The following is a 23310-nucleotide window of genomic DNA, read 5'->3' as shown; positions in this document are numbered from 1 at the left end:
GTCAACCCTCCCAATCCAATTCGGCAAGCAACGCGTCGCGCTGCCGGGCCAGTTCGGGTGTGATGTCGGCGTAGACGTTGTCGAACATGTCCGCGACGTCGAAGTCCGGCGCCGTCAGAACCGCCTCGCGCAGTTCGGTGCGGAGCCGACGGGAGCGGTTCTCGACGTGCTGCTGCAGTCGGGGTGTCCACACCCCGACGCGCTCCAGGTACGCCCGGTAGCGCGTGATGGGATCGCGTGCCTCCCAGTGCTTCAGCTCATCGGGGTCGCGGTAGCGGGTCGGGTCGTCCGAGGTGGTGTGCGGCCCCATCCGGTAGGTGACGGCCTCGATGAGCGTCGGCCCGTCGCCCCCGCGGGCGCGCTGCGCCGCCTCGGACACCACCGCATAGCAGGCCAGCACGTCGTTGCCGTCGACCCGGATGCCGGGCATGCCGTAGCCGATGGCGCGGTGTGCGATCGACGGTCCCGCCTGCTGATGGCGCACCGGCACCGAGATGGCCCACTGATTGTTCTGTATGAAGAACACGCACGGCGCCGATGTGACGGCCGCGAAGTTGAGCGCTTCATGCATGTCGCCTTCGGAGGTGCCGCCGTCGCCGACGAACGCGACGGTCACCGAGTCCTCCCCGAGCCGTTGGGCGGCCATCGCGGCACCGACCGCGTGCAGGCCGTGCGACCCGATATCGATCGAGATCGGCGCACAGTGTTTCTCGGTGAAGCCCAGGCCCCCGTGCCAGCGGCCTCGCCACACCGCGCTGATCTGGGCGGGCGTGACGCCGCGGACCAGCAGGGCGCCGAGTTCCCGGTACTGCGGAAACAGCCAGTCGGTCTTGCGCAGGCAGGCCGCCGCGCCCACCTGCGCGGCTTCCTGACCGCGGCACGAGGCGAACAATGCGAGTTCACCCTGGCGCTGCAGATTGACGAATTCGACGTCGAGGTCGCGGGTGACGACCATCTCCTCGTACAGCCAGCCCAGCGTCTCGGGCGGCAGGTCGCGGCGATACCGCTCGTCGGAGGTGGGCGCGCCGTCGGGCGCGATGAGTTGCACGGGTTCAAGGTCCACCCGGTTGTTCAGGCCGGGGACCGACAGGTCAGCCATACCGCCTCCTTTCGGTGACGGCATGTTCGGCCGTCAGTCCGCGAGAAGCTCAGCGCGGTGGCGACCAGGGCAAACCTCAGGTGGTGAGGTTCGCCGGCCGATGCCGGGGTGTGGCATCAGTCGGATGATCCGCTCTGCTCGCCGCAGTGCTGGGGCATCACCGCCATTATGCGCCCGCAGGCCATCTGGCCGCGGTTATCGCAGGTAACAGACTGGCGACGTGTCGGACCGGTCCGTGTGGCTCCGGCAATACGGCCAACTTGTAGCCCGAACGTATGAATTCACTTCCGCAAACCCCGGTGAGACGCCATTCGACCGGAGATTCGTCGGTAACGCGTGCTACAACCGTCCCAACAGCAAACCAGCAGCGTCAGAACGGAGAGTTCCGATGAGACGTCCGAACCGAGCCGGCACCGACGCCACCCGCGTGTCAGCTGCGCCCGGTCCCTGACGTCACGCGCAGTCAGTCGCACCATGGTTGACACCGTCGCCGGCGCCGCACGCCGCAACTTCCTACAGCACGCCACGGTCATCAGCCTGATCATGCGCCATGGCGGGGCTCTTGTTGTGTACGCCGTCGTGCTCGGCTCGGCTCCGCGGGTGAGCTCCACCGTTTTCGCCGCCCTGGCCGGCGCCTGGTCGCTCTACCGACTGCAGACTCGCTCCGTGGCACCGCGTGTCGTCGCGGTGGACTACCTCTTGACCGCCGTCGCATGTGTGGTGCTTCCAGCCCTGATGTCTGGCGACACGATCTGTCCGCCGACATGCGCGGCGCTCGCGATCGCCGGCACCGCCATCGCGAGTTTCACGGTGTTCGAGCCATGGCTCAACCTGGCGATGACGGCGGGAGTCGTCGGTGCTCTCGCGGTGGGAGCATCGCCCGTCGGAGGCCTGCGCGATGCCGCACAGATGGTCAACGGCTACTACTTCGCTTTGCTGTGGGTGGCGTCGACGCTGATCCGCATGCTGACCGTGCGCGTGGCCGAAAAAGTCGATGTGGCCCGCGCCGAGCGGCTCGCCGTCGAGCTCCGCCAGAAAGTCACCGCCGCCGTGCGCGATTACGACCGCGAGCAGATGCGACTGCTACACGACACCGTCGCCTCCACCCTGCTGATGGTGGGCACCGGCGCCGCCTTGTCGCCCGACCGCGTCGCCGCCCAGGCGCGGCGCGACCTTCGCGTGTTCACCGAGGCGTCCCGCAGCCCCGCGCCACCGGCCGATCTCGTTGCCGCCCTGCGTGATCACGCCAGCCACACCACGACGCCCGTGAACTATGCCGGCGTCACCGCGATGTGGCTGGACGGTGCGATGGCGGCGACCGTCGCGGCCGCCGCACGCGAAGCCCTCACCAACGTCGACCGGCACTCCGGCGCCACCGCCGTCACCATCACCGTGCATCCCGGACGGATCCAGATCACCGACGATGGACACGGATTCGACCTCACCCGGCCGACACGGGGACACGGCATCGCCGACTCGATCGTCGCCCGCATGCAGCAGCTCGGCGGCATGGCGGAAATTGTCACGCAGCCCGGGCAGGGCACCACGGTCGAATTACGCTGGCCCACGGTGACATCGGGAGGACCCGCTGCGGCATCCGACCCGGAGCGGCTCATCGAGCGGGCGCACAAGGGATACGGGCTGGCACTGGTTGCCTATGGGCTGGTGAACCTGCTGGTGACCGTTCCCGCCTCGCTGCGTGTCGCGGCGTATCCGCACCTGCAATGGGCCCTCATCGTCGTGACGACGGCGGCGACGCTGTCCGCGATCCCCCGAGTGATGGGCCGGACCTTTCCGCGGGCACGTTTCGGCATCGTGACACTCGTCATTGTTGCTCTGGTGCAGTCGATCTCGATGCCGATCAAGGACCTCGACCCCCAGCTGCAGTGGGCCGAAGGCGCCATCGGCTGGTGTGTCCTACCGCTGCTGCTCAGTGTGCGGCTCAGATATGCGGTCGGCGTCCTGGCGTGGTGCTGGGTCGTCCCCGCCGTCTACGCGATCATTCGGGATCCGGCGGCCCACACCATCGTCGATCTCGGCTACGACACCGCGAGTGTCCTTGTCGCCCAACTCTGCGCCCTGGTGGTGGCTGACGTGATCCGGCGGTCTGCGGCAGCCACGTCCGCCGAGACCGAAAGTCACATGCGCCTGACTGCCGCAGCACAGATCGCCGACGCCGTGCAGGAGGAATACACCCGCCGCTATGCGGACCTCGCCGCCACCATCCAGCCGCTGTTGACCAGCCTCGCCGACGGAGAACCGGTCGACGCCGAGACGCGGCGTCGAGCACAACTCGAATACCAGCGGCTGCGTACCCTTTTCGACCAGTCGTCCAGCTTCGAGCACGTGCTGCTTCGCGAGTTGCGCCCACGCGTCGATGCGGCCCAGAATCGCGGCATCGCCGTTTCCGTCGATGTCCAGGGCGCGTTGCCGGCCATGGATGTGCCCACCGCACGGCGGCTGGCCCGGCTCGTCGACCAGGTTCTACTCGCCGCCGCCTCACCGGCCCGCATCACTGTCACCGCGGAAACGGCCGCGGTCGAACTCAGCGTCATGTGTCACCGCGGGCGCCACGCCGATTTGCCGACGAAATCCAGCGTCGACGACGAAGATGAATTCGACCTGACCACCCTCGATGACACGGTGTGGATCACCGTGCGCCACCGACTTCCAGAAAGATCGACCGAACATGTCCGCGCCGGCCAACCCACCTGAGCCCCTGGCCATCGCCGTTGTCGATGACCACGACGTCATCCACACCGGCGTCTCGGCGTGGTGCGCGCAGGCGGACCCACCCATCCGCGTCGCATCCGACCACCTCGACGCCGAATCGTTCCTGGCCGTCCATCCCACGGCCGACGGGCAGTTGGCCGCGGTCATCCTGGACCTCGAACTGCGCAGTCGCCAGCCCGATTTCGACGCGGTCGCCGCCATCGTGGACGCGGGACACGCGGTGATCGTCTACTCGCACCTGGAGAACGCGGAGGTCATCCTGCGGTGCCTGGCCATCGGCGTGGTCACCTACCTGGCCAAGAGCGAAGGGCAGGGCCACCTCATCGAGGCCATCCGCGCGGCCAGCACCCATGAGCCGTACGTCGGTCCCCGGATGGCCGCGGCCATCTGCTCGGACACCGACTCGGGCCGGCCCGGGCTCACCCAGCGCGAACGCGAAGTGCTCAAGGCCTGGTTCCAGACCGAGAGCAAGGACATCGTCGCCAAGCGCCTGCACCTTGCACCGACCACCGTCCGGACCCACCTGCAACGCGTCCGCGCCAAGTACGCCGCCGCGGGGCGGCCGGCAGCCACCAAGGCCCAACTCGTCGCCCGCGCCGTGCAAGACGGCATCCTGAGCGTCGAGGACCTCTAGCTGCCGCTACGGGGCCAGGGCGACGATGCGCTCGGCCCGGCGGAGCACCGGCATGTCCACCATCAGGCCGTCGTACTGGAACACGCCGCGCTCGCGGGTCGCGGCATCGAGCACCGCACGCGCCCAGGCGATTTCCTTCTCGGTCGGCGCATAGCCGTCCCGGATGACCGCAACCTGCGTCGGGTGGATGGCCACCTTGGCGTCGAATCCGACGGCCACCGCATCGTCGACCTCGGCGCGCAGGCCGTCCAGGTTCTTGATGTCCAGATAGACCGAGTCGAGCGCGAGCTTGCCGAAAGCCTTGGCCGCCAACAACGACTGCGACCGCACGTGCTTGGCGACGTCGCGGTACGTGCCGTCGGGCCCGCGGTTGGCGGTGCCTCCGGTCGCTGCGAACAGGTCCTCGGCACCCCACATGACGGCGTAGGTGTTGTCGACCCGGGCGGTCTCGGTGACGGCCAGCGCACCGAGCGGGGTCTCAACCAGCACCACCACATCGAGCGGTGCCAGCGCCCGAACCTGTTCGGCTGATTCGGTTTTGGCGAGCATCACCGTGGTGTACGGGGTGCGGGCCAGCGCCTCCAGGTCCAGCGGGTGATCGGCGGTGTCCGACGGGTTCAGCCGCACGACCGTGCGCGCCGGGTCCAGCGGGGTGTCGATCAGCGCCTGGCGCGCGGCCGGCCGGTCCTTCGCGGCGCAGCCGTCTTCCAGATCGAGGATCACCACATCGGCTGCGGCGGCGGCCTTTTCGAACCGTTCGGGGCGGTCGGCCGGGCAGAACAGCCAGCCGGGTCCGGGTGCGTTCAGACTCATGCCTCTCCCGCCGGACGCTTGCGCACCATCGTCTTGCGCGTCGCCGTGGCGACGATGTCGCCGTGCTGATTGCGACCGGTGTGGGCGAACGTGACGATGCCCTCGCCCGGGCGGCTCTTGGATTCGCGCTTCTCGATCACCTCGGACTCCGCGTACAGCGTGTCACCGTGGAAAAGCGGCCTGGGGAAGGCGATGTCGGAGAAACCGAGGTTCCCGACGATCGTGCCCTGCGTCAGCTGGGCCACCGACAGGCCAACGATTGTCGACAACGTGAACATCGAATTCACCAGCCGCGCATGGAAGGGCGGCAGCGCGTCGGAGAACGCGGCGTCCAGGTGCAGTGCCTGGGTGTTCATGGTCAGCGTGGTGAACAGCACGTTGTCGGCCTCGGTGATGGTGCGGCCGGGCCGGTGCTGGTAGATCACGCCCGGCTGGAACTCCTCGTACCAGAGCCCGCGCTGCTCGATGACCTTCTTCCCGGTCACAGCCCGGCCTCACGCGCGATCAGCATCAGCTGAACTTCCGTTGTGCCCTCGCCGATTTCGAGGATCTTCGAATCGCGGTAGTGCCGGGCCACCGGGTACTCGTTCATGAAGCCGTAGCCGCCGAACACCTGGGTGGCGTCGCGGGCGTTGTCCATCGCGGCCTCGCTGGCGATCATCTTGGCGATGCAGGCCGCCTTCTTGAAGGGCTTGCCCGCCAGCATCAGCGCGGCGGCGTCGTAGTACGCCGTGCGGGCGACGTGGGCGCGGGCTTCCATCCGGGCGATCTTGAAGGCGATGGCCTGGTAGCCACCGATCTTGCGGCCGAACGCCTCTCGCTCCTTCGAGTACTTCACGCACTCGTCGACGCAGCCCTGCGCCACACCCACCGACAGTGCGGCGATGGCGATGCGGCCCTCGTCGAGGATGCGCAGGAAGTTGGCGTAGCCGCGGCCGCGGTCACCGAGCAGGTTCTCGGCCGGTACCCGCACGTCGTCGAAGCTCAGCGGATGGGTGTCCGAGGCGTTCCAGCCGACCTTGTCGTAGGCGGGTTCGGCGGTGAAGCCCGGCGTCGGGACCGGAACCAGGATCGCCGAAATCTCCTTGTGCCCGCCGGGCAGTTCGCCGGTCACGGCCGTGACGGTCACGAGCTTGGTGATGTCGGTGCCGGAGTTGGTGATGAACTGCTTGGAGCCATTAATAACCCAAGTTGACCCATCCAATTTCGCGGTGGTCTTGGTGGCACCGGCATCACTGCCACCTCCGGCCTCGGTCAAACCGAAGGCGCCCAACGCCTTTCCACTCGCCAGTTGCGGCAGCCATTCCTGCTTCTGTGCCTCGGTGCCGAAGCGGTACACCGGCATGGCGCCCAGGCCGACGCCCGCCTCCAGCGTGATGGCGACACTCTGGTCCACCTTGCCGAGTTCTTCCAGGGCCAGGCACAGGGCGAAGTAGTCGCCGCCCATACCGCCGTACTCCTCGGGGAAGGGCAGGCCGAACAGGCCCATGTCGGCCATGCCGTCGATGACCTCGTACGGGAAGGTGTGGTCCTTGTCGTGCTGGGCCGCCACCGGCGCCACGACGGTCTGCGCGAAGTCCCGGACCGTCTTGGCCAGTTGGGCGTAGTGGTCGGGCAGGGTGCCGGTGGAAATAAAGTCGCTCATTCGGTCTCCTCGGTTGCAGCGGTAATCCGGGCCAGCGGCTGGCCCACTTTGACCTGATCGCCCACGGCGACAAGCAGTTCCACGGTGCCGTCGACCGGCGACGACAACGCGTGTTCCATCTTCATGGCCTCGACGGTGACCACGACGTCACCGGCACTGACCGTCGCACCGTCCTCGATCCCCACGGCGACAACGGATCCGGGCATCGGGCTGACGATCTCGGCGTCGCCGCTGTGTTCGTCGTCGGCGCGGACCGGCGCCTCCCGCACGTCCTCGACGACGGTGGTGCGGCCGGCACCGGCCAGCCACAGCCGGTGGTCCTCGACGGCGGTGAGGTACTCGGTGCGCAGGCCGTCGACCGTGACGATCAGCCGGTCAGCGTCCAACGACGCTGTCACACGGCGTGGTTCGCCGTCCTCGATGCGTGCCGTGGCAGCAGCGGGCGTACCGGTGAGGTGCACGTGATCGGTCCGGTCGCCGGCGCGCAGCCGGATGGTGGTCGGTGCGTGCTCCCCCACCCGCCAGCCCGTCGGGGTGGCCCACAGCTCACCGGCATCCGCCCAGCTGTGCAGCCAGCGGTACGCGGCCGCCGCGATGAACTCCTCGTCGCCGGCTTGCGCCGCGACGTAGTCGCCCGTGCGACGGTCCAGGAGACCGGTGTCGAGACGCCCGGCGATGACGTCTTCGTCGGCCAGCAGGAACCGCAGGAAATCGATGTTGGTCCCGACACCCAGGACGGCGGTGTCGGCCAGCGCCCGGTCGAGGCCACGCCGTGCCGACTCCCGATCCGGCCCGTACGCAATGATTTTCGACAGCATCGGGTCGTAGTCACTACCGATCACCGAACCGGCCCGGATGCCGGAATCCACCCGCGCATCGGCGGGCTCGGCCAGCGCCAGCACGGTGCCGCCGGTGGGCAGGAAGTCGTGCGCCGGGTCTTCGGCGTACACGCGGGCCTCGATGGCATGGCCGGTCATCGTGATGTCGTCCTGGGCCATGGGCAGCACCTCACCGGCCGCTACCCGCACCTGCAGTTCGACGAGGTCGATGCCGGTGACCAGCTCCGTGACGGGGTGTTCGACCTGCAGGCGGGTGTTCATCTCCATGAAGAAGAACTCGTCGGGCCGGTCGGCGGAGACGATGAACTCGACGGTGCCCGCGCCGCGGTAGTCGACGCTGCGGGCGGTGTCACATGCGGCCGCGCCGATCCGCGCCCGGGTCGCGTCGTCCAGCACGGGCGACGGGGCCTCTTCGATGACCTTCTGGTGCCGGCGCTGCAGGCTGCATTCGCGTTCGCCGAGATGCACGACGTTGCCGTGGCTGTCGGCGACGACCTGGACCTCGATGTGCCTGGGGTTCAACACGAATCGTTCCAGGAACAGGGTGTCGTCGCCGAAAGCCGAGGCGGCCTCGCGACGGGCCGAGGCCAGCGCGGCGGGCAGCTCGGCGGCCGAATGCACCACGCGCATGCCCTTGCCGCCACCACCGGCGGACGGCTTCACCAGTACCGGGAAGCCCACTTCGGGAGCGCCGGTGATGAGCTCGTCGTCGGTCAGGCCGGGACGTGAGATGCCGGGAACCACCGGCACGCCGAACGCCGACACCGCCGCCTTGGCGGTGATCTTGTCGCCCATGGTGCCGATGGCCTTGGCCGGCGGACCGATGAAGACGATGCCCGCGTCGTGCAGCGCGGCGGCGAATTCGGCGTTCTCCGAGAGGAATCCGTAGCCCGGGTGCACGGCCTGCGCACCGGTGCGCCGAGCTGCGTCGACGATGGCCTCGATGCTGAGGTAGCTCTGCCGCGCCGGAGCCGGGCCGATGTTCACCGCGACGTCGGCCTCGAGCACATGCCGGGCGCCGGCGTCGGCGTCGCTGAACACCGCGACCGAGCGAATCCCCATGGCTCGCAACGTCCGGATGACGCGGACCGCGATCTCGCCGCGGTTGGCGACCAGGACCGTATCGAAAGTCTTCATCTCACATCCTGAACACGCCGTAGGACACAGGCTCGAGCGGAGCCTGCGCGACAACTGAAAGAGCTAGTCCCACCACGGTTCTGGTGTCCGCCGGGTCGATGACGCCGTCGTCCCAGAGCCGGGCCGTCGAGTAGTACGGGTTGCCCTGGTCTTCGTACTGCTGGCGGATCGGGGCCTTGATGGCCTCTTCCTCCTCCGGCGTCAGGTCGCCGCGCACGGTGGCCAGCACCGAAGCGGCCTGCTCACCGCCCATCACCGAGATGCGGGCGTTGGGCCACATCCACAGGAAGCGCGGTGAATACGCGCGGCCGCACATCGAGTAGTTGCCCGCGCCGTAGGAGCCGCCGATGACGACGGTCAGCTTCGGCACCCGGGCGCACGCGACCGCGGTGACCATCTTGGCGCCGTGCTTGGCGATGCCGCCGGCCTCGTAGTCGCGGCCCACCATGAAGCCCGAGATGTTCTGCAGGAACAGCAGCGGCACCGACCGCTTGTCGCACAGTTCGATGAAATGCGCACCCTTCTGGGCGGATTCGCCGAACAGCACGCCGTTGTTGGCGATGATGCCCACGGGGTGGCCGTGGATGCGCGCGAAGCCCGTCACCAGCGTGGTGCCGTATTCGGCCTTGAATTCGGTGAATTCGCCGCCATCGACGATGCGGGTGATCACCTCGTGCACGTCATACGGCACCTTGGAGTCGATCGGCACGACGTCGTAGAGCTCGCTCTGGTCGCATACCGCGTCCACCGTCGGGGCGACGTCCCACGGCGCCTGCGCGCGCGGCCCGAACGTCGAAGCGATGCGGCGGACGATGCGCAGCGCGTCACGGTCGTCGTGTGCCAGGTGGTCGGTGACGCCGGAGATCTTGGAGTGGAGGTCACCGCCGCCGAGGTCCTCGGCCGAAACCACCTCTCCGGTAGCGGCTTTCACCAGGGGCGGGCCGCCCAGGAAGATGGTCCCCTGGTTGCGGACGATGACGGCCTCGTCGCTCATCGCGGGGACGTAGGCGCCACCGGCGGTGCAGGAGCCGAGCACCGCGGCGATCTGCGGGATACCCCGCGCCGACATGTTGGCCTGATTGAAGAAGATGCGGCCGAAGTGTTCACGGTCGGGGAACACCTCGTCCTGGCGGGGCAGGAACGCGCCGCCGGAGTCGACCAGATACACACACGGCAGCTGGTTCTGGCTGGCGATCTCCTGCGCCCGCAGGTGCTTCTTGACCGTGATCGGGTAGTACGTGCCGCCCTTCACCGTCGCGTCGTTGGCGACGATCATGCACTCGCGGCCCGATACCCGGCCGATGCCGGCGATCATCCCGGCGCCCGGGCATTCGTCGTCGTACATGCCATTGGCGGCCAGCGGCGCGATCTCCAGGAACGGGCTGCCGGGGTCGAGGAGTCCGTTGACCCGGTCGCGCGGCAGCAACTTGCCCCGCCCGACGTGGCGCTCGCGAGAGCGCTCCGATCCACCCAGCGCTGCGGTGGCCAATTTGTCCTTGAGTTCGGCCACCAACTCCAGGTGCTGCTCGCGATGCGATACCCGTTGGGAAACGCTGGACGCCATCGTCGCTCCATTTCACTTGAGTTAATGGCGAATAACCGAACTCGATGTTAGTCTTCATTAACTGAGTTGTCCAGACCGGGTTGGAGGTGGCGATGACGGCATCAGCCTCAGACGCCGAAACACGGCGCAGCCGAGCCAAATCCGACCGGCGCGGCCAGCTCGTCGCGGCCGCCGAACGACTCATCGCCGAACGTGGCTTCCTGGCCGTCCGCCTCGAGGACATCGGTTCCGCGGCCGGCATCAGCGGGCCCGCGATCTACCGGCACTTCCCCAACAAAGAAGCACTCCTGGTCGAGCTGCTGGTCAGCGTCAGCGCCCGGCTGCACGCGGGGGGACGCGCCGTGGTGGCCGGCACCGACGACCCCGCCGAAGCACTCGATGGCCTCATCGAGTTCCACCTCGATTTCGCGCTGGGCGAATCCGACCTGATCCGGATTCAGGACCGCGACCTGAACAACCTTCCCGACGCCGCCAAACGGCAGGTGCGCCGCTCGCAGCGCCAGTACGTCGAAATCTGGGTGGACGTGCTGCGCCGGCTCGACCCGTCCCGCAGCGAAACCGACGCCCGCACCATGGCGCACGCCGCGTTCGGACTCATGAACTCGACGCCCCACAGTGTCACCGCGGGTGGCGCCCGCAAGCAGGAGGAATCCTCGCGGGCCGTGCTGCGCGCCATGACCGTCGCGGCACTGGCCCCGCACCGCTGACCCCACCCGCCGCAACGTCACCGAGGTCCGTCGCGCGCCGCAGGTACCCTGCAAACATGAGGTGGGCATGACCGGATCGCGCGACGACGGGCTGGACGCCACCAAGAAACTCCCGGCCATGCCGACGGCCGGCTACCAGACCGACGCCTTCACCGATCCCTACGGTGTCACCGCGCCGCCGAAGGTCCGCCGCAACAGATGGCTGTTCCCGCTGGCCGGCGCGGTGGCGATCCTCGCGCTCTGCTCGGTGATCGCGCTGGTCATCGTCAACAGTTCCGAACAACAGACGCTGGTTGCACCGCCGCCACTGCCGGTCCCGTCGCAGGATCCGATGTCGTCGTCGACGACTGTGACGACCACCACGACGCCCGAAAGCTCCGAGCCCAGCGAATCCGTTGGCCCACCCGCCGCGGCTGCGCCACCCGACGACGAGGGCGGTGACACCGAGGCCGTGCTGTACGCCGTGATCGGCAACGGCCGCGCGGTGAGCATCACCTACGTCGACACCGGTGGAGTCCTCCAAACAGAGTTCAACGTGCCGCTGCCGTGGACCAAGGAAGTTCAGCTGAACCGGCCGGCGGCCCGCTCGGCCAGCGTCAGCATCGTCAACGCCGGACGCGGCATCGCCTGCACCATCTCGGTCGACGGCACCCAGATTCAACAGCGCGAAGGCGCCGGCCTCACGGTGTGCCGGCAGTCCGGCAAACGCGGCCGCGGACACGGGCACTAACGCCGGGCCGGCACCTTCACCAGCAGCATTCCGACCAGCCCGAGCGCCAGAACGGTGCACAGGCCGCCCAGGCCCGCGCGCGTCGTCGCGAAGATGTCGATGAACATCGAGAACAACCACGGCGACAGGACGTGCGCCGCCCGGCCCGTGGTCGTATAGAGCCCGAAGGCCACGCCCTCCTTGCCGTCCGCGGAGATGCGGAGCATCAGGTTCCGTGACGCCGACTGTGTGGGCCCGACGAACAGGCACAGCGTCAAGCCGCAGATCCAGAAGGCCAGCGGGCCGGACAGGAACATCAGCGTGATGCCCACGGCGACCATCGCGGTCAGCGAGCCCACGATGACGCGCTTGGAGCCGATCCGGTCGTCGAGCATTCCGCCGAACGCCGCGCCCAGTGCCGCGATGGTGAACGCCCCGGCCCCGAACAGCGGCACGCTCGTCGGCGCCAGCCCGTAGACGCTGACCCCCACCACCGGGCCGAAGATCGAGATTCCCGTCAGGCCGTCGCGGAAGACGGCGCTGGAGAGCAGGTAGTAGACGACGTTGCGGTCACGGCGCCACTCGCCGACGACCTCCGTCCACAACCTGCGGTAGGCGCCGAAGAATCCGACGGCCGGGGTGCCGTCGTGCGGCGGCGACTTCACCGTCAGCAGCAACGGCAGGGCGAAGATGACGAACCACGCCGCGGCCGCCAGGACCGCGTATCGATCCGGTTTGCCGTCCGAGTTCGGCACGCCCAGGAGGCCGAGGGTGTCGCCGCTGCCGGACTTGAGCCCCACAAAGACCAGGAGCAGCAGCACGACGCTGCCGAAAAACCCTGCCGCCAAGCCGAATCCGGAGATGCGGCCCGAGGTCGTCGGCGTCGACAACTGACGCAGCATCGCGTTGTACGGGACGGTTGCGAGATCCATGCAGGCCGCGGTGGCGGCCAACAACGCCAGGCCGATCCACAGGTAGTGGTAGTCGGGCTTGATGAAAGTCATCGACGCCGTCAGCACCACCACGGCGCCGGTCAGCGCGGCCAGCGCCCTGCGCCGCCGATAGGCCGCATCGACCATCACGCCCGTCACCGGGGCCAACAACGCCACCGCGATGCCTGCCACCAGCACCGCGCGCCCCAGCCAGCTCTCCGGCGTGGTCGGGCCGGGGAGCCCTTTGCCGACCTCCGAGATCAGGTAGATGTTGAAACCGAATGTCGCCACGACGGCGTTGACGCCCGTGGCGCCGCTGTCCCACAGTGCCCACGCGGCGACGCGACCCCGTTCGACGGGCGGGATACCCGGCACGGGGCTGCTCGGGGCCCGTCGATTCGCTCGGCAAGCCTCGCTCATGCCGCCACTCTATTGGTCCCTACGATTGCACCCATGCCTGTACCCGCTCCCAGTCCCGACGCCCGCGCCGTCGTCACCGGCGCCTCTCAGAACATCGGTGAAGCGCTGGCCACCGAACTCGCCGCCCGCGGCCACCACCTGATCATCACGGCCCGCCGCGGCGACGTGCTGGCCGAGGTCGCCCAGCGCATCACCGACCGCCATGGCGTCACCGTCGAGGTCCGGGCCTGCGACCTGGCCGATCCCGCCGACCGCGACAAACTCTGCGAGGAGCTGGCGCAGCGCAACATTTCCATCCTGTGTGCCAATGCCGGCACCGCGACGTTCGGCTCGATCGCTGACCTGCCCGCCGAGGGCGAGAAAGCCCAGGTGCAGCTCAACGTGCAGGGCGTGCACGACTTGGTGCTGGCCGTCCTGCCCGGGATGATCGCGCGGAAGGCTGGCGGCATCCTGATCTCCGGATCGGTGGCAGGCAATTCGCCGATCCCGAACAACGCCACCTACGCCGCGTCAAAGGCGTTCGCCAACACCTTCAGTGAGTCGCTGCGCGGTGAGCTCAAGCCGCACGGCATCAACGTCACGGTGTTGGCACCCGGGCCAGTGCGGACCGAGCTGCCCGACCCGTCCGAGCAGTCCCTGGTCGAGCGACTGATCCCCGACTTCCTCTGGATCGACACCGAATACACCGCCCGGATTTCGCTGGACGGTCTGGAGCACAACAAGATGCGCGTCGTCCCGGGCCTCACCTCCAAGGCCATGTCGGCCGCCACCGGCTATGGCCCGCGCGCGGTCGTCGCGCCCATCGTCGGCGCGATCTACAAGAAGCTCGGCGGGTCGTAGGACTGGTCGGCTGAACCGACCTACCGCCGGCGGGTCGTACCGAACAGGCTGCGGGTGATCTCGCGGCCGGCCACGGTCGCCGCCGAACGCAGGAAGCTCTTGAACGCCGTGCTCTGCAGCACCTCGGACACCATGCCGGGCCCTTCAGCCTCCACCTCGACGCGGCCGGAGGCGGTGAGGTCGGGTTCTTCAGCCGGAGCCGGAGCGGGCGCCGCGTCGGGGGCCGCCGGCGGCGCACCGGCCGGAGCCGGCTGCGAAGACAGCCGCTCGTAGGCCGAGTCGCGGTCGACGGTCGGCCCGTAGGTCGCCTGCAACGGGCTGGCCTTGGCAGCGGCAGCAATGGCGTCGGGCCCGATGGTGCCCATGAGCGACCGCGGCGCGCGCAGCCGGGTCCACGCCACCGGGGTCGGCGCACCCACCTCCGACAACACCGTGACGACGGCCTCGCCGATCCCGAGCGACGTGAGCGCCGACTCCAGGTCGTAGACGGTCGACTTCGGGTACGTCCGGACCGTCTTGGTCAGGGCCTTCTGGTCATCGGGAGTGAAGGCGCGGATCGCGTGCTGAACGCGCGCACCCAGCTGGCTGAGCACGTCGTTGGGAACGTCGGTCGGCAGCTGCGTGCAGAAGAAGACACCGACGCCCTTGGAGCGGATCAGCTTGACGGTCTGCTCGACCTGGTCCAGGAACGCCTTCGACGCGTCGGCGAACAGCAGGTGCGCCTCGTCGAAGAAGAAGACCAGCTTCGGCTTGTCCGCGTCACCGATCTCGGGCAGCGTGGTGAAAAGGTCCGCCAGCACCCACATGAGGAACGTCGAGAACAACACCGGACGGGCGGCCTGGCTGCCCAGCTCCAGCAGCGTGATGATGCCGCGGCCCTGCGGGTCCAGACGCATCAGGTCCTCGGGCTTGAGCTCGGGCAATCCGAAGAACGTGTCTCCGCCCTCGGCCTCGAGATTGATCAGCGCGCGCAGGATCACGCCCGCGGTGGCCGGCGAGACCGCACCGAGCGCCTTCAGTTCCTCTTTGCCGTCGTCACTGGTGAGGAACTGGATGACGCCGCGCAGATCCTTCAGGTCATCGAGAAGCAGACCCTTCTGGTCTGCCCAGTGGAAGATCAGGCCGAGCGTCGACTCCTGAGTCTGGTTGAGCCCCAACACCTTCGACAACAGGATGGGCCCGAAGCTGGTGACGGTGGCGCGCACCGGGACGCCCACGCCCGTCGTCCCCAGCGACAGGAACTCGACGGGGAACGCGGTCGGCGTCCAGTCGTCGCCGGTGTCTTTCGCACGCTGGGCGGTCTTGTCGTTGGCCGCGCCGGGCTGCGCGAGCCCCGACAGGTCGCCCTTGACGTCGGCCATCACGACCGGCACGCCGGCCGTCGACAACTGCTCGGCGATGACCTGCAGCGTCTTGGTCTTGCCGGTACCGGTCGCGCCGGCGATCAGGCCGTGCCGGTTGATGGTGGCGAGCGGAATCTTGACCTGAGCGGTCGGATCGACGGTGCCGTCGACGAGCACAGCGCCGAGGTTCAGCGCCTGGCCGGTAACGTTGTAACCAGCGGCGATCTGCTGCGCGGGGGAGGCACTCGAGTCAGTCGTCATGCGCCTGACCCTACTTCGTCAGGTCGCTGGTGGCCGGGTATGGACACCCCGTTGAACGCCTGGGAATAGTCTGGAACACCGTGCGTGACGAACTGGTATGGATCGACTGCGAGATGACGGGGCTGGATCTCAAGTCCGACCGGCTCATCGAGATCGCGGCATTGGTCACTGACAGCGACCTGAACGTGCTCGGCGAGGGTGTCGATGTGGTGATCCACACCGACGACGCCGCACTCGACGGGATGGCGGATGTGGTGATGAAGATGCACACCCGCTCGGGCCTGATCGAGGAGGTGCGGACCTCCACGGTCACCCTCGAAGAGGCCGAGCAGATGGTGCTGGATTACATCCGCAGCCACATCGGGCAGGCGAAAACCGCACCCCTGGCCGGTAATTCGATCGCGACCGACCGCGGCTTCATCGCCCGCGACATGCCGCGCCTCGACGACTTCCTGCACTACCGGATGATCGACGTCAGCTCGATCAAGGAGCTGTGCCGCCGCTGGTACCCGCGAATCTATTACGGGCAGCCGGACAAGGGGCTCGCGCACCGCGCACTGGCCGACATCCACGAATCCATCCGCGAGTTGAAGTACTACCGCGGCACCGCGTTCGTGCCCGCGCCCGGCCCGTCTACCAGCGAAATCGCGGCCGTCGCCGGCGAGCTCGGCCCGCCGACGGACGACGCGGCGGTGACGGATTCGGCGTAGCGAGCCGGAACGGTTAGTATCTACGACGCTGCTCCTTCAGAGCAGCAATGGTGGCTGTAGTTCAGCTGGTAGAGCACCAGGTTGTGATCCTGGGTGTCGCGGGTTCGAGTCCCGTCAGCCACCCCGAGGTAGACATCGCCTCACCTGCGCTAGCGGGTGAGGCGATGTCTGTTTTCCGGGCCGTTACCGCGCCACTGGCACAGTGGTGGGCGTGGGTGATGCGAGTGAATTGCGAGCGTCCTGTCTCGAAGGGCCTCGCGTCCGTCTTCGCAAGGCGCGTGACGATGACGCCAAGGGCCTGATCGAAACGGAGACCGACGAACGGGTGCGCCGGTACCTGGGCGGCCCGCGGCCCGTCGACGAAGTACGCGCTGTGCTCGAAGGGGTCGGCGCGGCAACGTTATTGGAAGCTCCCGGCTGCTACATCGCGGCGGCCGCGGATTCCGACGACATGCTGGGGACGGTGACGCTGAGTCGCCGTCGCAACGACGTTCCCGGTCACTTGGAACCCGGTGGCGACGAGCTCGAGCTGAGCTACGTCTTTCGGCCGCGCGCGTGGGGCCGGGGCTATGCGGGTGAAGCCACGCGGCTGTTGCTGCGATACGCGGCCGGCGAGCTGGGCGACCAACCTGTCGTGATCATCACCCAGACCGCCAACCGCGCCTCGCTGCGACTGGCTGAGCGCCTCGGGTTCACCGTCGTGGCGACGTTCGAGCAATACGACGCCGAACAAGCGCTGGCGACCGCTCAGCTGGCCACGTTCCTAGCCGCCGAGGTCTAGGTTCAGCCCGGCACCTGGTCCAGGAAGCCGTGCACCGACCGGATGCGACCGTCGGCGTCCGTGGCCAGCACGTCGAATCCGACGATCGGCGGCTGCTCCCCCGCCGGCCCCAGGCCCCACTGGAAGCGGGCCTGGTTGTGGTGGCTGTCCGGGCCGCTGACGAGCGTGAAGACGAATCCGGGGAATTGGGTGTGGACCGCGCCGATCACCGCGGCGATGGCGTCGTGCCCCGTGACGTCGGCCATCGGATCGGTGTAGGACGCCTCGGGTGTCCAGTGGTCGCCGAGCAGAGCCTTACGTTCAACGGGGTCGGTGGCGTTCCACGTCTTCAGGTAGGCGGTGACGATGTCGTTCATGCTGACCTCTTTCGTGTCGGGGTGGTCAGCTCAAAGCTTGGCCGCCGAAACGGGGCAAGTCGATTACGTAGCAGGTAATGATGTTCTGCCGCTTGAGTTTTCACCAGACCACGCACATGGCGTTCAAAGCCCTGCACCGGATCGGCAATCACGAGCGACCTCGCCGGCGGCGGCCATCGCGACTACCCCCGCCGGGCAAATGGGCCTGCGCGACACTTGTCGTATGGCGGCGACGATCACTACATCTGATGGCGTCCATCTCGGAGTGGATACGTCCGGGGCAGGCGTACCCGTGGTTTTCGTCCACGGATCGAACGGCAGCCTGCAATCGTGGGCCGAGATCGGCACACGGCTAACCGGTCATCGGATCGTGCGATATGCCCGCCGTAACCACACACCCAGCACCCGCGGCCCCTCGCCCAACACGTTCACCGCCGAAGCTTCCGACCTTCACGCCATCGTCACCGCCGTCACCGACGGCGCGGGAGAGCGGGCGCACGTCGTCGGTGGGTCATATGGATCGACGGTCGCACTTCATGCCGCGTTGGGCAGCACCGAGCGCATCGCGTCCCTGACGTTGTTCGAGCCGCCGCTTCTGCTGTCGGGCCCGCACCTGCTGCCTGTGCTCGACCGCTATCACAGTCTGTGTGCGGCAGGGCGATTCGCAGACGCGCTGACTCTTTTTGCCCGCGACGTCGCGCGCGTCCCCGCTGAGGTGTTGGCCGCCGCTCCACCACCCGACGATCCCGCAGTCACCGTCCCGGCCACGATTGCCGCGGCCGGCGACCTGGAGGCGATGGCCCGCGACACGGTGGACATGGGGCGTTGGGGGCGTATCGAGGTACCGGTGCTGTTGCTGCAGGGCGGGCAGAGCTGGTCGCCACTCCCGGAAGGCATGGACCTGTTGGCGTCCGAACTCCCGCACGCACAACGAGTGATCTGGTCCGACCAATCGCACTTCGCTACCTCAGCGGTGCCGGCACGAGTCGCTGAGACGATTCAGCACTTCCTGGCCGCCGTGTAGGACCCCGCCGCGTGGACGAGGGCAACAAGGCCCGGTTCAGTCCGCTGCGGCGACCTGACCGACCGCGCAACAACTGTGAATATGCGACGAAAGCCCCCTCCCGAAGGAGGGGGCTTTCGCTCTGAAGTGCGCCGTCAGGGTTTCGAACCCCGGACCCGCTGATTAAGAGTCAGCTGCTCTACCAACTGAGCTAACGGCGCGCGAGAGAGACATTAACAGCCCGATGGCTGCAGGGTGAAATCGTATGGTCAGCGCCGTTTAGGACACCGCGACCGAGGGTATGAACACGCCGGCGACAAGCTCGGCCGTCCCCGATCGAACCCGAGCTGTCGCCAACATCACATCCCGACATCGCTTTCGGCCACGCCGGCCCGAAATCGCCACGCGTGTCGGCTGATTCGCCATGCCGCCGTTGCCGCTACCGACCTACCCCATGGTGTATAGCGACGCAATCGTCAATAGCGGCTGACGTCTGTCGATCGGCGAAAATCTGATGGACCTGCAATTTTGCAACAACCGGCGCGAAAACAAAGTTAGCTGAAACCGCGTATGATGGTGTAGAAATGTAGGTGACGACGACCGAAGGGAGTTAGCTGATGGCACCGATCGCCGTTGCGAACTACGCAGCGCCGAGCGCCGACGTTGCAACAGCAGCCGACGACGCCCTGGTCATCGTCCATAACTGCACCCGACTGGGCCGGGTCGCGAATCCTCCGCGCAGCTGGCTGCCAGGCTGGCTGACACCGCGTCGCGGGAACTAGAAAGTCGGACTACCCGCGGATCTTGCGGATAACCACCACCAGGACCACCACGCCGAGTCCGGCGAACGTTGCGATGACCGCCGGCTTGGAGGCGATCGCGATGGCCTTGGCCTTCGCGTCGTCAGCCAGCCGCTGGGGGTTTGCCCGCTCCGCGAGGGCGTCAACCGTCAACGCCAACTGATCGCGTGCACGATCGATTTCCTGCTTGATCTCGTCAGGATTCCGGTCAGCCACTTCAGCCCTCCAGCTCGGGTTGCTCCTTGGCGCTCTACCCTAGAGCAGCTTGCTGTAACAGCAACGCTTGGCCGACAGAAGGGACCTCCCGGTGGCACCGACCCCGCGACTCGAAGTGGGCGCCAAAGCCCCCGCATTCAGCCTGCCCGACGCCGACGGCAACACCGTGAAGCTGTCGGACTACAAGGGCCGCAAGGTCATCGTCTACTTCTACCCGGCCGCATCGACGCCGGGCTGCACCAAGCAGGCCTGCGATTTCCGCGACAGCCTGGCCGAACTCAACGAGGCCGGGCTCGACGTCATCGGCATCTCGCCCGACAAGCCCGAGAAGCTCGCCAAGTTCCGCGACAACGAGGGCCTGACGTTCCCGCTGCTGTCCGACCCCGACCGCAAGGTGCTCACCGCCTACGGCGCCTTCGGCGAGAAGACGATGTACGGCAAGACCGTGCAGGGCGTCATCCGCTCGACGTTCCTGGTGGACGAGAAGGGCAACATCGAGGTCGCGCAGTACAACGTCAAGGCCACGGGCCACGTGGCCAAGTTGCGACGGGACCTGTCGGTCTAGCACCCGTGGCCGCGCCCGACGTCCGTTTCCGCCGCCTCGCCGAACAGGTGGCCGACGAGTTGCGCCGGCGCATCCTCAGCGGTGAGCTCGCCGACGGCAGCGTGCTGCCCACCGAAGACGAGCTGCTGGTCGAGTTTCCGATCAGCAAGCCGTCGCTGCGCGAGGCCATCCGCATCCTGGACGCCGAAGGCCTGCTCAGCGTGCGCCGCGGCAAGCTCGGCGGCTCGGTGGTGCACCGGCCCAGCGCAAGCAACGTGGCCTACACCATGGGTTTGGTGCTCGGCGCGAACCAGGTGAGCCTCGGCGATGTCGGATCCGCCCTGCAGCAGGTGGAGCCGGCCTGCGCGGCGTTGTGCGCACAGCGCAGCGACCGCGAAACCGCGGTGGTCCCGGTCCTTCGGCGAATCCACACTGAGTCGGTCGAATCGGTCGAGGATCTGGTGTTGGTCACCTCCGCGAGCCGGCGGTTCCACGAGGCGCTGGTGCAGCACTGCGGCAACGAGACGATGATCATCCTCGCCGGCGCTCTGGAGAAGCTCTGGTCGTCGCACGAGCTGAGCTGGTCGCGGCAGTTCACCGACCACGCCAGCATTCCGGTCGACGAGCGCCGGGCCGCGCTGGCGGATCACCGCACGCTGATCGACGCCATCGAGGCCGGTGACGCCGAGCGGGCACGTGAATTGGCCGCGACGCATCTGCTCGACGCCCAGCATTACCCGGGTTCGGCCGGAGTGGTCGACCCGGCAATGGTGCGCACCCGCACGCGGTCGTTGTGAACTCTTGACAACGTGCGCGCTTATTTTCATATGATTTGAAGATGCGGCCGGCGGCGGAGGCGACCACGATGGACCTGGCGGTCACGAGTTCGCCCGCCTTCACCGCCGAGGACGTCGCGCGCTTCCACACCAACGGTTGGTGGACCGACTCCACGATCTCGGATGCCGTGCGCACCAACGCCGCTCGCACACCGGATCGCGTGGCGTACGTGGATCACCCGGACCGAACCCTGACATGGCGTGAATTCGATTCCGCGGCAACCGCTCTGGCCGGTCAGCTGGCCGGTGCAGGCGTACGGCCCGGGGACCGGATCGCCGTGTGGCACGGCGACACCACGGCGATCCACGTGCTGTTCGTCGCAATCGAGCGATGCGGCGCCGTCGTGGTCGGCGTCGGTGCGCGCGCCGGGGCCCGCGAAGTCACGGCGATTCTCCAGAGCGCCGAACCTCGACTGCTGGTCACCGATCCCCCACGCCAGGCGCAAGCCCGAACCGTCGCCACCGCCATCGGCTGCCCGCTGCTGACATTGGACGAACTGTCCGTGGGCGTAGTGCCCGTGGAGCTGAACCCCGATACCCGACTGGGCCCCGACGACGTCTTCCTCATCAACTCGACGTCCGGCACGACCGGGCTACCCAAATGCGTCGTGCACACCCAGAACCGTTGGCACTACTTCCATCAGCAGGCCGTCGCCAACGGACTGCTGACCTCCGGCGACGTCTTCCTGCCGGTCATCCCGACCCCGTTCGGCTTCGGCCTGTGGACCACCCACATCACCCCGATCCTGCTGGGCACCACCAATGTCCTGCTGGACCGGTTCACCGTGGCCGCGGCGTGCGCCGCCATCGAACAGCATCAGGTCACCGTGTTCTGTTGTGTCAGCACCCAATTGACCATGATCATGGCCGACCCGGTGGCCCGCGAATACGACCTCAGTTCGTTGCGCGTGGTGTTCACCGGCGGCGAGGCCCTGCCCTACCGCCCCGCCCACGATTTCGAAAAGCTGACCGGCGCAACGATTCTGCAGTTCTACGGCTCCAACGAGACAGGCCTGCTCAGCGGCACCACGGTGCACGACTCCCTGGAGCACCGGCTGCGCACCGGCGGCCGGATCGTCGCCGACATGGCCGTCCGCCTCTTCGACGGCGACATCGACGTCACCGATACCGGCCGGGGTCAGCCCGCCTGCCGGGGGCCGGCCACCAGCCTCGGCTATCTCGGTGGCGCCGACCACGACAAACTCTTCACCGCCGACGGCTGGATGCGGATGGGCGACATCTGCGAGATCGACGCCGACGGCTATCTGCGGGTGACGGGCCGGACGTCCGATTTCATCGTGCGCGGCGGCAAGAACATCAGCGCAGCTCAGGTCGAGGACGCCGTCATGACGCATCCCGCGGTCGGTCTGGCCGCGGCGGTGGCCATGCCTGATCCGGTGTTCGGCGAAAAGGTCTGTGTCTATGTCGAACTGATCGGCTCGCTGACGCTGGAACTCGACGAATTGTGCACACACCTTCTCGCCCAGGACGTTTCGAAGGAACTGCTGCCCGAGCGGCTGATCGTGGTCGACGAGCTCCCCCGGTCCTCGGGCGGCAAGGTCGCCAAAGGCGAACTGCGCGCAGATATTCGAGACCGGATGGGAGACGGACATGACCGCAGCTGAACCCCGCCGCGGCGGAATCGAGGTGTGGGCGCCCTCCGTGACACCGCCGATCGGCGTCGACCTCACGGATGAACAGGCCATGGCCATCGCGTTCCGGCACCTGGCGACCATCGGCTTCGCCGAGAATCTGGCGGGGCACATCACGTGGCAGCCGGACGGCCAGACCGACATGTACGTCAACCCGTGGGGTCTGTGGTGGCAGGAGGTCACCGCCTCCGATATCTGCGTGGTCGACGAGGATGCCCGCGTGCAGCGGGGCCGCTGGGACGTCACGCCGGCCATCCACATCCACACCGAGCTGCACCGCGCCCGCCCCGACGCGCGCGTGGTGATCCACAACCACCCCTACTACGTGTGCGTGCTGGCTGCGCTGGGCCGGTTACCGGAGCTGGTACACCAGACCGGGTCGCTGTTCCTGGCCGACCTCTGCCTGGTCGACGAATACGACGGCGAAGTCGACAGTCCCTCCCGCGCAGCCGAATTGGCGGCCCGTATCGGCTCGGCGAATACGACCATCCTGGCCAATCACGGCGTCATCGCCACGGGCCGCAACCTGGCCGAGGCGGTGTACCGGGCCGCCTCGATCGACCGCGTCTGCAAGCTGGCCTACGACGTCCTGCTGACGGGCCTGAAGCCGAGCGAGATGAAGTGGTCCGACATGGTCGGCATGAAGTCCTCCCTGATCGAGCGCGCGGCCGACGTGTACTGGGCCGGCGCCGCGCGCCTGACCATCAAATCCGATCCGTCCGTTCTGCAGTAAAGG

Annotated in this window: 23 protein-coding genes and 2 tRNA genes; 14 read left to right on the top strand and 11 right to left on the bottom strand. The window is 67.7% G+C overall.

What is annotated here, in order from left to right; translation table 11 throughout:
* Position 1 precedes the first annotated feature (1 nt).
* On the bottom strand, positions 2–1099 hold the full coding sequence (pdhA, locus tag QRN63_RS05615) for a pyruvate dehydrogenase (acetyl-transferring) E1 component subunit alpha (RefSeq protein WP_285029880.1): 1098 nt from the start codon (positions 1097–1099) through the stop codon (positions 2–4).
* A gap of 474 nt (positions 1100–1573) precedes the next feature.
* Between pdhA and QRN63_RS05610 the strand changes: the two genes are divergently transcribed.
* The gene (locus QRN63_RS05610; protein ID WP_285029879.1) at positions 1574–3814 is read left to right on the top strand and encodes a sensor histidine kinase; all 2241 of its coding nucleotides are present in this window, start codon (positions 1574–1576) and stop codon (positions 3812–3814) included.
* Positions 3789–4466: a response regulator transcription factor gene (locus QRN63_RS05605; RefSeq protein WP_267319338.1), complete on the top strand. Its 678-nt coding sequence runs from the start codon at positions 3789–3791 to the stop codon at positions 4464–4466. Before QRN63_RS05610 ends, QRN63_RS05605 begins: the two co-directional genes overlap by 26 nt.
* 6 nt (positions 4467–4472) lie before the next feature.
* On the opposite strand, the gene QRN63_RS05600 is transcribed toward QRN63_RS05605, so the two are convergent.
* The 5 genes from QRN63_RS05600 to QRN63_RS05580 are packed head-to-tail and all read right to left on the bottom strand — an operon-like array spanning position 4473 to position 10464.
* Positions 4473–5279: an HpcH/HpaI aldolase/citrate lyase family protein gene (locus QRN63_RS05600; protein ID WP_285029878.1), complete on the bottom strand. Its 807-nt coding sequence runs from the start codon at positions 5277–5279 to the stop codon at positions 4473–4475.
* Positions 5276–5764 carry a MaoC family dehydratase gene (locus tag QRN63_RS05595; protein WP_267319340.1) on the bottom strand — a complete coding sequence of 163 codons (489 nt, stop codon included), beginning with the start codon at positions 5762–5764 and terminating at the stop codon, positions 5276–5278. The genes QRN63_RS05600 and QRN63_RS05595 overlap by 4 nt, the downstream gene beginning before the upstream one ends.
* Positions 5761–6924 (bottom strand): acyl-CoA dehydrogenase family protein, encoded by a 1164-nt coding sequence (locus tag QRN63_RS05590; protein WP_267319341.1) that lies wholly within the window; start codon positions 6922–6924, stop codon positions 5761–5763. Before QRN63_RS05590 ends, QRN63_RS05595 begins: the two co-directional genes overlap by 4 nt.
* Positions 6921–8900 (bottom strand): acetyl/propionyl/methylcrotonyl-CoA carboxylase subunit alpha, encoded by a 1980-nt coding sequence (locus QRN63_RS05585; protein ID WP_285029877.1) that lies wholly within the window; start codon positions 8898–8900, stop codon positions 6921–6923. Before QRN63_RS05585 ends, QRN63_RS05590 begins: the two co-directional genes overlap by 4 nt.
* A 1-nt stretch (position 8901) precedes the next feature.
* On the bottom strand, positions 8902–10464 hold the full coding sequence (locus QRN63_RS05580; RefSeq protein ID WP_267319343.1) for a carboxyl transferase domain-containing protein: 1563 nt from the start codon (positions 10462–10464) through the stop codon (positions 8902–8904).
* 92 nt (positions 10465–10556) lie between these two features.
* On the opposite strand from QRN63_RS05580, the gene QRN63_RS05575 reads away from it, so the two are divergent.
* Together QRN63_RS05575 and QRN63_RS05570 are read left to right on the top strand one after the other, a co-directional pair.
* Positions 10557–11171 (top strand): SACE_7040 family transcriptional regulator, encoded by a 615-nt coding sequence (locus QRN63_RS05575; RefSeq protein WP_267319344.1) that lies wholly within the window; start codon positions 10557–10559, stop codon positions 11169–11171.
* Positions 11172–11238: 67 nt separating this feature from the next.
* Positions 11239–11901: an MmpS family transport accessory protein gene (locus QRN63_RS05570; protein WP_267319345.1), complete on the top strand. Its 663-nt coding sequence runs from the start codon at positions 11239–11241 to the stop codon at positions 11899–11901.
* Here QRN63_RS05570 and QRN63_RS05565 read toward each other — a convergent pair.
* Positions 11898–13232, bottom strand: coding sequence for an MFS transporter (locus QRN63_RS05565; RefSeq protein WP_285029875.1), 1335 nt, complete (start codon positions 13230–13232; stop codon positions 11898–11900). The genes QRN63_RS05570 and QRN63_RS05565 overlap by 4 nt on opposite strands.
* 33 nt (positions 13233–13265) lie before the next feature.
* Between QRN63_RS05565 and cmrA the strand changes: the two genes are divergently transcribed.
* Positions 13266–14072 (top strand): mycolate reductase, encoded by an 807-nt coding sequence (gene cmrA / locus QRN63_RS05560; RefSeq protein ID WP_285029873.1) that lies wholly within the window; start codon positions 13266–13268, stop codon positions 14070–14072.
* 20 nt (positions 14073–14092) lie between these two features.
* Here the strand turns inward: cmrA and QRN63_RS05555 are convergent, their stop codons facing one another.
* The gene (locus QRN63_RS05555; protein ID WP_267319348.1) at positions 14093–15676 is read right to left on the bottom strand and encodes a helicase HerA-like domain-containing protein; all 1584 of its coding nucleotides are present in this window, start codon (positions 15674–15676) and stop codon (positions 14093–14095) included.
* 80 nt (positions 15677–15756) lie between these two features.
* Here QRN63_RS05555 and orn point away from each other — a divergent pair, with 80 nt between their 5' ends.
* The 3 genes from orn to QRN63_RS05540 all read left to right on the top strand — a co-directional run bounded on the left by orn (position 15757) and on the right by QRN63_RS05540 (position 17167).
* The gene (orn, locus tag QRN63_RS05550) at positions 15757–16386 is read left to right on the top strand and encodes an oligoribonuclease (RefSeq protein ID WP_267319349.1); all 630 of its coding nucleotides are present in this window, start codon (positions 15757–15759) and stop codon (positions 16384–16386) included.
* A 50-nt stretch (positions 16387–16436) separates the two neighbouring features.
* Positions 16437–16509: transfer RNA gene (locus tag QRN63_RS05545), tRNA-His, on the top strand.
* Between the two features lie 88 nt (positions 16510–16597).
* Positions 16598–17167: a GNAT family N-acetyltransferase gene (locus QRN63_RS05540; RefSeq protein ID WP_285029871.1), complete on the top strand. Its 570-nt coding sequence runs from the start codon at positions 16598–16600 to the stop codon at positions 17165–17167.
* A gap of 2 nt (positions 17168–17169) precedes the next feature.
* Here the strand turns inward: QRN63_RS05540 and QRN63_RS05535 are convergent, their stop codons facing one another.
* A complete protein-coding gene (locus QRN63_RS05535) occupies positions 17170–17523 on the bottom strand; it encodes a nuclear transport factor 2 family protein (RefSeq protein WP_285029870.1) in 354 nt (117 codons plus the stop codon).
* A 223-nt stretch (positions 17524–17746) separates the two neighbouring features.
* Here QRN63_RS05535 and QRN63_RS05530 point away from each other — a divergent pair, with 223 nt between their 5' ends.
* A complete protein-coding gene (locus QRN63_RS05530) occupies positions 17747–18547 on the top strand; it encodes an alpha/beta fold hydrolase (protein WP_285029869.1) in 801 nt (266 codons plus the stop codon).
* 127 nt (positions 18548–18674) lie between these two features.
* Here the strand turns inward: QRN63_RS05530 and QRN63_RS05525 are convergent.
* Positions 18675–18747: transfer RNA gene (locus QRN63_RS05525), tRNA-Lys, on the bottom strand.
* 396 nt (positions 18748–19143) lie between these two features.
* Here QRN63_RS05525 and QRN63_RS05520 point away from each other — a divergent pair.
* Positions 19144–19308, top strand: coding sequence for a hypothetical protein (locus tag QRN63_RS05520; RefSeq protein WP_285029868.1), 165 nt, complete (start codon positions 19144–19146; stop codon positions 19306–19308).
* Between the two features lie 9 nt (positions 19309–19317).
* Here the strand turns inward: QRN63_RS05520 and QRN63_RS05515 are convergent, their stop codons facing one another.
* Positions 19318–19542 carry a DUF3618 domain-containing protein gene (locus QRN63_RS05515; protein WP_020102269.1) on the bottom strand — a complete coding sequence of 75 codons (225 nt, stop codon included), beginning with the start codon at positions 19540–19542 and terminating at the stop codon, positions 19318–19320.
* 91 nt (positions 19543–19633) lie between these two features.
* Between QRN63_RS05515 and bcp the strand changes: the two genes are divergently transcribed.
* From bcp to QRN63_RS05495, 4 genes are read left to right on the top strand one after another with little or no spacing between them, the layout of a single operon-like run.
* A complete protein-coding gene (gene bcp, locus QRN63_RS05510) occupies positions 19634–20107 on the top strand; it encodes a thioredoxin-dependent thiol peroxidase (protein WP_267319359.1) in 474 nt (157 codons plus the stop codon).
* Between the two features lie 5 nt (positions 20108–20112).
* Positions 20113–20883: a FadR/GntR family transcriptional regulator gene (locus tag QRN63_RS05505; protein WP_285029866.1), complete on the top strand. Its 771-nt coding sequence runs from the start codon at positions 20113–20115 to the stop codon at positions 20881–20883.
* A 41-nt stretch (positions 20884–20924) separates the two neighbouring features.
* Positions 20925–22547: a class I adenylate-forming enzyme family protein gene (locus QRN63_RS05500; RefSeq protein ID WP_285029865.1), complete on the top strand. Its 1623-nt coding sequence runs from the start codon at positions 20925–20927 to the stop codon at positions 22545–22547.
* Complete coding sequence (locus tag QRN63_RS05495; protein WP_285029864.1) at positions 22534–23307, top strand: class II aldolase/adducin family protein; 774 nt, start codon at positions 22534–22536, stop codon at positions 23305–23307. The genes QRN63_RS05500 and QRN63_RS05495 overlap by 14 nt, the downstream gene beginning before the upstream one ends.
* Positions 23308–23310: the final 3 nt, after the last annotated feature.

Origin of the sequence: Mycolicibacterium sp. lyk4-40-TYG-92, assembly GCF_030209435.1 — a bacterium.
In the GTDB taxonomy this organism is placed as follows: Bacteria; Actinomycetota; Actinomycetes; order Mycobacteriales; family Mycobacteriaceae; genus Mycobacterium.
This window is presented reverse-complemented; position numbering and strand designations above follow the sequence as displayed.